This is a genomic window from Gryllotalpicola sp. CP2-P1, assembly GCF_057512245.1.
In genome coordinates, this window is sequence record NZ_JBLRDT010000116.1 from 1 (window position 1) to 8,467 (window position 8,467).

9 protein-coding genes are annotated in these 8,467 nt (G+C 71.3%); 5 read left to right on the top strand and 4 right to left on the bottom strand.

The annotated features are described in order from the left end of the window. The 3 genes from ACM2XV_RS09900 to ACM2XV_RS09910 all read right to left on the bottom strand — a co-directional run. Positions 1 to 179, bottom strand: a 179-nt coding sequence (locus ACM2XV_RS09900; RefSeq protein WP_487026815.1) for an iron-sulfur cluster assembly protein, incomplete at its 3' end; no start/stop codon positions are given. Continuing rightward, positions 176 to 700 carry a DUF1003 domain-containing protein gene (locus tag ACM2XV_RS09905; protein WP_344774096.1) on the bottom strand — a complete coding sequence of 175 codons (525 nt, stop codon included), beginning with the start codon at positions 698 to 700 and terminating at the stop codon, positions 176 to 178. The genes ACM2XV_RS09900 and ACM2XV_RS09905, both read right to left, overlap by 4 nt. A 3-nt stretch (positions 701 to 703) precedes the next feature. Next, positions 704 to 2,008 (bottom strand): magnesium transporter MgtE N-terminal domain-containing protein, encoded by a 1,305-nt coding sequence (locus tag ACM2XV_RS09910; RefSeq protein WP_487026809.1) that lies wholly within the window; start codon positions 2,006 to 2,008, stop codon positions 704 to 706. A 53-nt stretch (positions 2,009 to 2,061) separates the two neighbouring features. Here ACM2XV_RS09910 and ACM2XV_RS09915 point away from each other — a divergent pair, with 53 nt between their 5' ends. Beyond that, the gene (locus ACM2XV_RS09915) at positions 2,062 to 2,574 is read left to right on the top strand and encodes a YflT domain-containing protein (protein WP_487026810.1); all 513 of its coding nucleotides are present in this window, start codon (positions 2,062 to 2,064) and stop codon (positions 2,572 to 2,574) included. 46 nt (positions 2,575 to 2,620) lie between these two features. Further along, positions 2,621 to 2,938, top strand: a complete 318-nt coding sequence (locus ACM2XV_RS09920; RefSeq protein WP_487026811.1) for a TIGR02611 family protein — start codon at positions 2,621 to 2,623, stop codon at positions 2,936 to 2,938. Between the two features lie 27 nt (positions 2,939 to 2,965). Here ACM2XV_RS09920 and ACM2XV_RS09925 read toward each other — a convergent pair whose 3' ends face one another. Further along, positions 2,966 to 4,435, bottom strand: coding sequence for an aminopeptidase P family protein (locus ACM2XV_RS09925; RefSeq protein ID WP_487026812.1), 1,470 nt, complete (start codon positions 4,433 to 4,435; stop codon positions 2,966 to 2,968). 24 nt (positions 4,436 to 4,459) lie between these two features. Here ACM2XV_RS09925 and ACM2XV_RS09930 point away from each other — a divergent pair, with 24 nt between their 5' ends. The 3 genes from ACM2XV_RS09930 to pflA form a co-directional block, all read left to right on the top strand. After that, complete coding sequence (locus tag ACM2XV_RS09930; protein ID WP_344774106.1) at positions 4,460 to 5,308, top strand: PHP domain-containing protein; 849 nt, start codon at positions 4,460 to 4,462, stop codon at positions 5,306 to 5,308. Positions 5,309 to 5,377: 69 nt separating this feature from the next. Next, the gene (gene pflB / locus ACM2XV_RS09935) at positions 5,378 to 7,651 is read left to right on the top strand and encodes a formate C-acetyltransferase (RefSeq protein WP_487026813.1); all 2,274 of its coding nucleotides are present in this window, start codon (positions 5,378 to 5,380) and stop codon (positions 7,649 to 7,651) included. A 5-nt stretch (positions 7,652 to 7,656) separates the two neighbouring features. Continuing rightward, positions 7,657 to 8,467 (top strand): pyruvate formate-lyase-activating protein (gene pflA / locus ACM2XV_RS09940; RefSeq protein WP_487026814.1); only part of this gene is annotated, 811 nt, incomplete at its 3' end.

Sequence of the window (8,467 nt, forward strand, 5' to 3'; positions counted from 1 at the left end):
TCACGCTCGATGCGGTCGGCCGCGGGGCATCCCACGATCGTCAGCCTGATCGCGACGGATGCCTGCCCGGCATCGCTGACCGCAACGGACTCGACCATGTCGAGCTCGGTGATCGGCCGCCTGATCTCGGGGTCGATGACGGATGCCAGTGCGGCGCCGACCCGATCGGCGAGGTTCACGGCGCCGAGTCCACGGCGGGCTCCGCGCCGCCGTCGCGGGCGCTGTCGAGCTCGTCGAGCAGCGCGCGCAGCTCCTGGCGGATGAAGTCCTTCGTCGGCACGTCGCGCAGCGCGAGGCGCAGCGCCACGACCTCACGGGCGAGGTACTCGGTGTCGGCGAGGTTCCGCTCGGCGCGCTGCCTGTCCTGCTCGATCTGCACGCGGTCGCGGTCGTCCTGCCGGTTCTGCGCGAGCAGGATCAGGGGCGCGGCGTAGGAGGCCTGCAGCGACAGCACGAGGGTGAGCACCGTGAAGCCGTTGCGCTGCGAGTCGAAGTGCCACGAGTCGGGCAGGTACGTGTTCCACGCGAGCCACAGCAGGCAGAACACCGTCAGCGCGGCGATGAACCACGGGGTGCCCATCGCGCGGGCGAGCCACTCGGTGAAGCGGCCGAAGCGGTCGGAGTCGCGGCGGGGGCGGCCCCTGCCCGCGAGGCCCTTCGGGGCGTCGAGCCCGAGGGACTTGTTGTCGACCCGTGCCATGGGTCACCTCCTTCCGATGATGCCGATGTTTCCCGTCCGTGCCGCGGCCGTGCGTTTCAGCGCGGCGTCCTCGCCGTCGCGGCGGCGCCAGTCGTCGGGCAGCAGGTGGTCGAGGATGTCGTCGATCGTGACGACGCCGACGAGGCGGCCCTTCTCGTCGACGACCGGCACGGCGACGAGGTTGTAGCTCGCCAGGGTGCGCGACACCTCGGCGATCGTCGCGTCGACGAGCACGGGCTCGAGGCCCTGGTCGACGAGGCCCCCGAGGCGCTCGTGCGGCGGGTGCCGCAGCATGCGCTGATAGTGCACGGTGCCGAGGAAGCGCCCGGTCGGCGGCTCATACGGCGGCAGCGTGAGGAACACCGAGGCGGCGAGGGCAGGCGGCAGCTCCTCGCGGCGGATGAGCGCGAGCGCCTCGGCCACGGTCGCGTCGGCCGACATGATGACCGGCTCGGTCGTCATCAGGCCGCCGGCCGAGTTGGGGGCGTAGTTGAGCAGCCGGCGCACGTCCTCGGCCTCTTCGGGCTCCATCAGCTCGAGCAGGTGCTCGCGCTCGGCCGACGTCAGCTGGGCGAACAGGTCGGCCGCGTCGTCGGGCTGCATCTGGTCGAGCACCGCGGCGACGCGCGCGTCGTCGAGGGCGCGCAGCAGTTCGACCTGGTCCTGCTCCTGCATCTCTTCGAGCGCGTCGGCGAGCCGTTCGTCGGGCAGCTCGGCCGCCACCTCGACGCGGCGCTCGGCGGGCAGCTCGAGCAGGCTGGTCGCGAGGTCTGCGGGCTTCAGATCGGTGTAGGTCGCGATGAGCTGCTCCGCCGACTGGGGGGCCGCGGCCGAGGCATCCGTCTCGCGCATGTCGCTCCACGCGACGAACTGGGTCGCGCCCTTCGCGAAGGGCGAGGACGAGGTCTTGGGGCGGCGCACGAAGAGCTGCGTCACGTCCCACTGGCCGCTCGGGGTCTGCGTGATCGCGACGTCTTCGATCGTCGCGGTGCCGCTGCCGTCGCGGAAGGCGAGCTGGCGGCCGAGGATCTCGGCGATCACGCGCAGCTCACCGGCGCGCGGCTCGAAGCGGCGCACGTTGATGAGGCCGGTCGTGATCACCTGGCCGGCGCCGATGGATGTCACGCGGGTGATCGACACGAAGACGCGGCGCTTCCCCGGGATCTCGACGACGAGGCCGACGACGCGCGGGGCCGACTCGCCGCGGTAGACGACCACGACGTCGCGCACCTTGCCGACCCGGTCGCCGACGGGGTCGAAGACGAGGCAGCCGGCCAGGCGCGCCACGAAAACCCGCTGTGCACTCACGGAAACAGCCTAGTCCGGGCGCCATTCCGCAGGCCCCGTGCCACTATGGGGCTATGAGCAACGCAGGCCCCCTCGGTGGGCGTCGTGGAATCCAGCTTCCCAGCGTTCCGAAGGGCGAGGTGATCGCCACGTACGAGAGCTATCTCGACGCGCAGCAGACCGTCGACGTGCTGGCCCGTGCGGACTTCCCGGTGGGCGGCGTCTCGATCGTGGGCAACGACCTCAAGTCGGTCGAGCACATCACCGGGCGGCTCAGCTGGGGCCGCGTGGCGCTCGCCGGCGCCGCGAGCGGCGCCTGGTTCGGTATCTTCCTCGCGATCGTGCTCTTCATCTTCAATACGGGCCGCGCCGATCTCAGCCTCGAGATCGCCGCCGTGCTGCTCGGCGCCGGCTTCGGCATGCTGTTCAGCCTGGTGTCGTACGCACTCACCCGCGGTCGCCGCGACTACACCTCGCAGACCGCCGTGCTCGCCACCTCGTACGCCGTCGTGGTCGACCCCGACAACGCGAACCGCGCGCGCAACGTGCTCGCGAACGCGGGTCGGGGAACGGGCACCGTTCTCTGATCGCAGTCTGAGCCGGCTTACAGACTCGGCGTGGGATGCTCGCGAGGTGACGACGTCGCCCGCAGCACACCCCAGCCGGTCTCGAGCGCTCGCGCGCGGCCGACGGTGGCTGCGCCGCCGGCCGGGGCTCTATCTCAGCTACCGCCTGCTGATCGCGGTGATCGGCGGCGCGATCGTCATCGGCGGCCTGATCCTCGTGCCGCTGCCAGGGCCGGGGTGGCTCATCGTGTTCATCGGCGTCGCCGTGCTCGGCACCGAGTTCCGCTGGGCCCGGCGCCTCGGGCGCTGGGCGCGCGCCCAGCTGCAGCGCTTCTGGGCCTGGTGGCGTGCCCGCCGGGAAGCCGCGCGTAGCCGCCGCGCGTAAGGCACGCCGTCGGCCGCTCGCGGCGCCTCAGCCCCGCAGTTCGGCGATCCACGCCTCGACCTCGTCGGCCGTGCGGGGGATGCCCGCCGAGAGGCTCTCGACGCCCGACGCGGTCACCACGACGTCGTCCTCGATGCGCACGCCGATGCCGCGCAGGTGCTCTGGCACCGTGAGGTCGTCGGGCTGGAAGTAGAGGCCGGGCTCGATCGTGAACACCATGCCCGGTTCGAGCACGCCGTCCTGGTACATCTCGCGCCGCGCCGCCGCGCAGTCGTGCACGTCGAGGCCGAGGTGGTGGCTCGTGCCGTGCACCATGTAGCGGCGGTGCTGCTGGCCGTCGGCCCCGAGCGCCTCTTCCGCCGTGACGGGCAGCAGCCCCCACTCGGCGGTGCGCTTGGCGATGACCTCCATCGCGGCGGCGTGCACCTCGCGGAAGCGGATGCCGGGGCGGGCCACCGCGAACGCGGCATCCGCCGCTTCTCGCACGGTCTCGTAGACGAGTCGCTGCGCGTCGGTGAACGTGCCGTTCACGGGAAGCGTGCGGGTGATGTCGGCGGTGTACAGGCTCTCGCCCTCGACGCCCGCGTCGATCAGGATCAGGTCGCCCGGCACGACGGGGCCGTCGTTGCGGGTCCAGTGCAGGATGCACGCGTGGGGGCCGGCCGCCGCGATCGTGTCGTAGCCCACGGCGTTGCCCTCACCGCGCGCGCGCGTGTAGAAGACGCCCTCGACGATGCGCTCGCCGCGCTCGTGCGCGGTGATCTGCGGCAGGGCGCGGATCACGTCCTCGAAACCGCGCTTCGTCGACTCGACCGCGGCGCGCAGCTCGCGGAGCTCGAACTCGTCCTTCACGAGGCGCAGCTCGGACAGATCGCGTGCGAGCTGGGCGTCCAGCTCAAGATCGGATGCCTCGCCTCGCGCCGCGTCGACCGCGGCGGTGATCTCGGGGTCCGCCTCGCGCAGCACGATCGTGTCGGCGTCGGACGCCGACACGACGGCGGCGGCGTCGGCGATGCCGGCGGTCGCGATCGCCAGATCGCCGGCCACCTGAGCGAGCGAGGGGCGCGCGCCGATCCAGAACTCGCCGATCTGGGGGTTCGAGTAGAACTCGTCGGAGTCGCGGCCGGCGCGCTCCCGGAAGTACAGGGTCGCCTCGTCGCCCTGGATGACCAGCACCGAGTCGGGCTCGGCGTCGGCGCCCCAGCCGGTGAGCCACGAGAACGCCGAGTGGGCGCGGAACGGGTAGTCGGTGTCGTTGCTGCGCACCTTGGCGCCGCCGGCGGGCACGATGAGGCGCTTGCCCGGGTAGAGGGCCGACAGCCGGGCGCGGCGCGCCGCGGCGAAGGCGGCCTGCTCGCGGGCGGGCGGCACGACGTCGGTGCGCTCGGCCCAGTGCGAGCCGATGTAGTCCTTGAACGCCGCAGCCGGCGGCAGGGTCGAGCGGTTCGAGGTGGCTCGGGGGGCCTTGGTCGTGGTCAGCGCGTCGCTCGTGTCCATGCACCAATTGTCTAGCATTGTGACGTGCCGTACCGTGAGCCGATCGATCTGCACACGCATTCGAGCGTGTCCGACGGCACGCAGACACCCGCAGAGCTCGTGCGCGCGGCCGCGGCGGCCGGGCTCGGCACCGTCGCGCTCACCGACCACGATTCGACGGCCGGGTGGGCGGATGCCTCGGCCGAGGCGTCCGCGCAGGGCATCGACTTCGTCCCGGGCATGGAGCTCTCGACCCGCTTCGGCTGGAAGAGCGTGCACATGCTCGCCTACTTCTTCGACCCGGAGGACGCGGCGCTCGTCGCCGAGTGCGAGCGGATCCGGGACGGGCGCCGCACGCGCGCCGAGTCGATGGTGGCGCGCATCGCCGAGGACTACGAGCTGACGTGGGAGGACGTGCTCGCGCACACCGCGCCGGGGGCATCCGTGGGCCGACCGCACATCGCCGATGCGCTCGTCACCCGCGGCCACGTGCTGAACCGCAGCGAGGCGTTCGAGACCCTGCTGCACCCGCGGGGCGGCTACTTCGAGCCCCTCTATGCGCCGAGCCCGCTCGACGGCGTCAAGCTGATCCGCGGCGCTGGGGGAGTGCCGGTGCTCGCGCACCCGGCCACGCACGGCCGCGACAATGTGCTCGACGCCCGCTACCTCACCTCGCTCGTCGACGCGGGGCTCGTCGGCCTCGAGGTCGACCACCGCGAGAACACCGACGACGGCAAGGCCTACCTGCTCGAGTTCGCCCGAGCGCACGACCTCGTCGTCACGGGGTCGAGCGACTACCACGGCGCGGGCAAGCCGAACCGGCTCGGCGAGAACACGACCTCGCCGGCGGCGCTCGAGCGCATCTTCCGGGCCTCGTCGACGGCCTCCGCTTAGCGCTTCGACGTCACAGGCTGGGACTGAAGACCCAGCTTAGATACAAGTCGTGCCTGTATAACTTGAACTATGACGATCATCAGCGTGGGCACGGCCGGAGCGGACCTCGAGACGGTGCCGGCATGGCGGGGCTTCCAGGCGGGCGCCTGGCAGGACGCGATCGATGTGCGCGACTTCATCCAGCGCAACTACACGCCCTATGAGGGCGACGCCGGATTCCTCGCGGGCGCGACCCACCGCACGAGGCGCGTCTGGGGGCGCATCGCCGAGCTCATGCCCGCAGAGCGCGAGCGCGGCGTCTACGACATCGACACGCACACTCCCGCGGGCATCACCGCGTTCGGCCCCGGCTACATCCGCCGCGACGACGAGCTGATCGTCGGGCTGCAGACGGATGCCCCGCTCAAGCGCGCCATCATGCCGCTGGGTGGCTGGCGCATGGTCGAGAACAGCCTCGGCAGCTACGGCTACGACGTCGACGAGAACCTCAGGAAGACCTTCACCCAGCACCGCAAGACGCACAACGCCGGCGTCTTCGACGCGTACCCGCCTGCGGTGCGCGCGGCGCGCAGCTCGCACGTGCTCACGGGCCTGCCCGACGCCTACGGCCGCGGGCGGATCATCGGCGACTACCGCCGCGTCGCCCTCTACGGCGTCGACGCGCTCATCGCCGCGAAGAAGCTCGACAAGCTCGACTGGGACACGCGGCCGTTCACCGAGTCCGTCGTGCGCGAGCGCGAGGAGCACGCCGAGCAGCTGCGGGCGCTCGCCGAGCTGAAGGCGATGGCCGCGAGCTACGGCTACGACATCTCCGGCCCGGCGACGACCGCGCGCGAGGCGATCCAGTGGCTCTACTTCGGCTACCTCGCCGCCGTGAAAGAGCAGAACGGCGCGGCGATGTCGCTCGGGCGCACCTCGACCTTCCTCGACATCTACCTCGAGCGCGATCTTGCGAGCGGCGCACTCGACGAGGCATCCGCCCAGGAGCTGATCGACGACTTCGTGATCAAGCTGCGCATCGTGCGCTTCCTGCGCACGCCCGAGTACGACGCGCTGTTCTCCGGCGACCCGACCTGGGTCACCGAGACGATCGGCGGCATGGGCGAGGACGGGCGCACGCTCGTCACCAAGAGCTCGTTCCGCTTCCTGCAGACGCTCTACAACCTGGGGCCGGCTCCCGAGCCGAACCTCACCGTGCTGTGGTCGCGGCGGCTGCCGCGGGGCTTCAAGGAGTACTGCGCGCAGGTGTCGATCGACACCTCGGCCGTGCAGTACGAATCCGACCGCTACATCCGCGAGGCGTGGGGCGACGACGCCGCGATCGCATGCTGCGTCTCGCCCATGGCGGTCGGCAAGCAGATGCAGTTCTTCGGCGCCCGCGCCAACCTCGCGAAGGCGCTGCTCTACGCCATCAACGGCGGCCGTGACGAGATCACGGGCGCGCAGGTGGCGCCGGCGCGCCCCGCGGTCGAGGCGGGCGCACCCCTCGACTACGCGGACGTGCGCGCCCGCCTCGACGACACCATGGAGTGGCTGGCGGCCACCTACGTCGAGGCGCTGAACGTCATCCACTACATGCACGACAAGTACGACTACGAGCGGCTCGAGATGGCTCTGCACGACAAGGACGTGCTGCGCACGATGGCCTGCGGCATCGCGGGGCTCTCGGTCGCGGCCGACTCGCTCTCGGCCATCAAGTACGCGCGGGTCACCCCGCTCTTCGACGAGCGCGGCATCGTGGTCGACTACGAGACCGACGGCGAGTTCCCGAGCTACGGCAACGACGACGAGCGCGCCGACGCGATCGCCGTCGAGCTGGTCGAGTCGTTCATGGAGAAGCTGCGCCACTACCCCTGCTATCGGGGCGCCGTGCCGACGCAATCGGTGCTGACCATCACCTCGAACGTCGTCTACGGCAAGAACACGGGGAACACGCCGGACGGGCGCCGTGCGGGGCAGCCGTTCGCGCCGGGGGCGAACCCGATGAACGGCCGCGACAGCCACGGCATGCTCGCGAGCGCGCTGTCGGTCGCGCAGATCCCCTACGCCGAGGCGCAAGACGGCATCTCGCTCACGAACACCGTGCTGCCGAGCGGCCTGGGGCGCACCCGCGAGGAGCGCGTCGCGAACCTGGCCGGCCTGCTGGACGCCTCGGTCGGAACGGACGGCTACCACATGAACGTCAACGTGCTGAACCGCGAGACGCTCGAGGACGCCATGGAGCACCCCGAGAACTACCCGCAGCTGACGATCCGGGTCTCCGGCTACGCGGTGAACTTCGTGCGGCTCACGCGCGAGCAGCAGCTCGACGTGCTCTCGCGCACCTTCCACGAGAGCGTGTGACCGGCATGGCGGTCACGAACGGCGCGGTGAGCGCGCTCGGGGATGTCGCGGCGGCCGACGTCGTCTCGCATCACGACCGCGTGGCGCGCCTGCATTCCGGCGAGCTCGGGTGCGTCAACTCGTGGGAGCTCGTCACCGCCGTCGACGGGCCGGGCACGCGGCTCACGGTGTTCATGAACGGGTGCCCGCTGCGGTGCCTGTACTGCCAGAACCCCGAGACCTGGTTCATGCGCGACGGCACAGAGGTCGAGGCATCCGAGCTCATCTCGCGCATCGCGCGCTATCTGCCGGTCTTCGAGGCGACGGGCGGCGGGCTCACGCTCTCGGGCGGCGAGATCCTCATGCAGCCGGCGTTCGCGGCCCGCGTGCTGCGCGGAGCGAAGGAGCTGGGCGTGCACACGTGCCTCGACACGAGCGGATTCTTCGGCCGCGCGCTGACGGACGAGGCGCTCGCCGACACCGATCTCGTGCTGCTCGACGTCAAGTCGGGCGACCCCGAGACCTACCGGCGCGTGACCGGCGAGGCGCTCGAGCCGACCCTGCGGTTCGGGCGGCGGCTCGCGCGCGAGGGCCGGGTCGAGGTGTGGGTGCGCTTCGTGCTCGTGCCGGGGCTCACGGATGCGTGGGACAACGTCGAGCGGGTCGCCGACTACACGGCCTCACTGAACGGCGTGCGCTCCGGCACGGTCACGCGAGTCGAGGTGCTGCCCTTCCACCAGCTCGGCCGCGAGAAGTGGCACGCGTTGCGCCGCCCGTACGCGCTCGAGGAGACGGTGCCCCCGTCGCCCGAGCTCGTCCGACGCGTCCGCGGTCAGT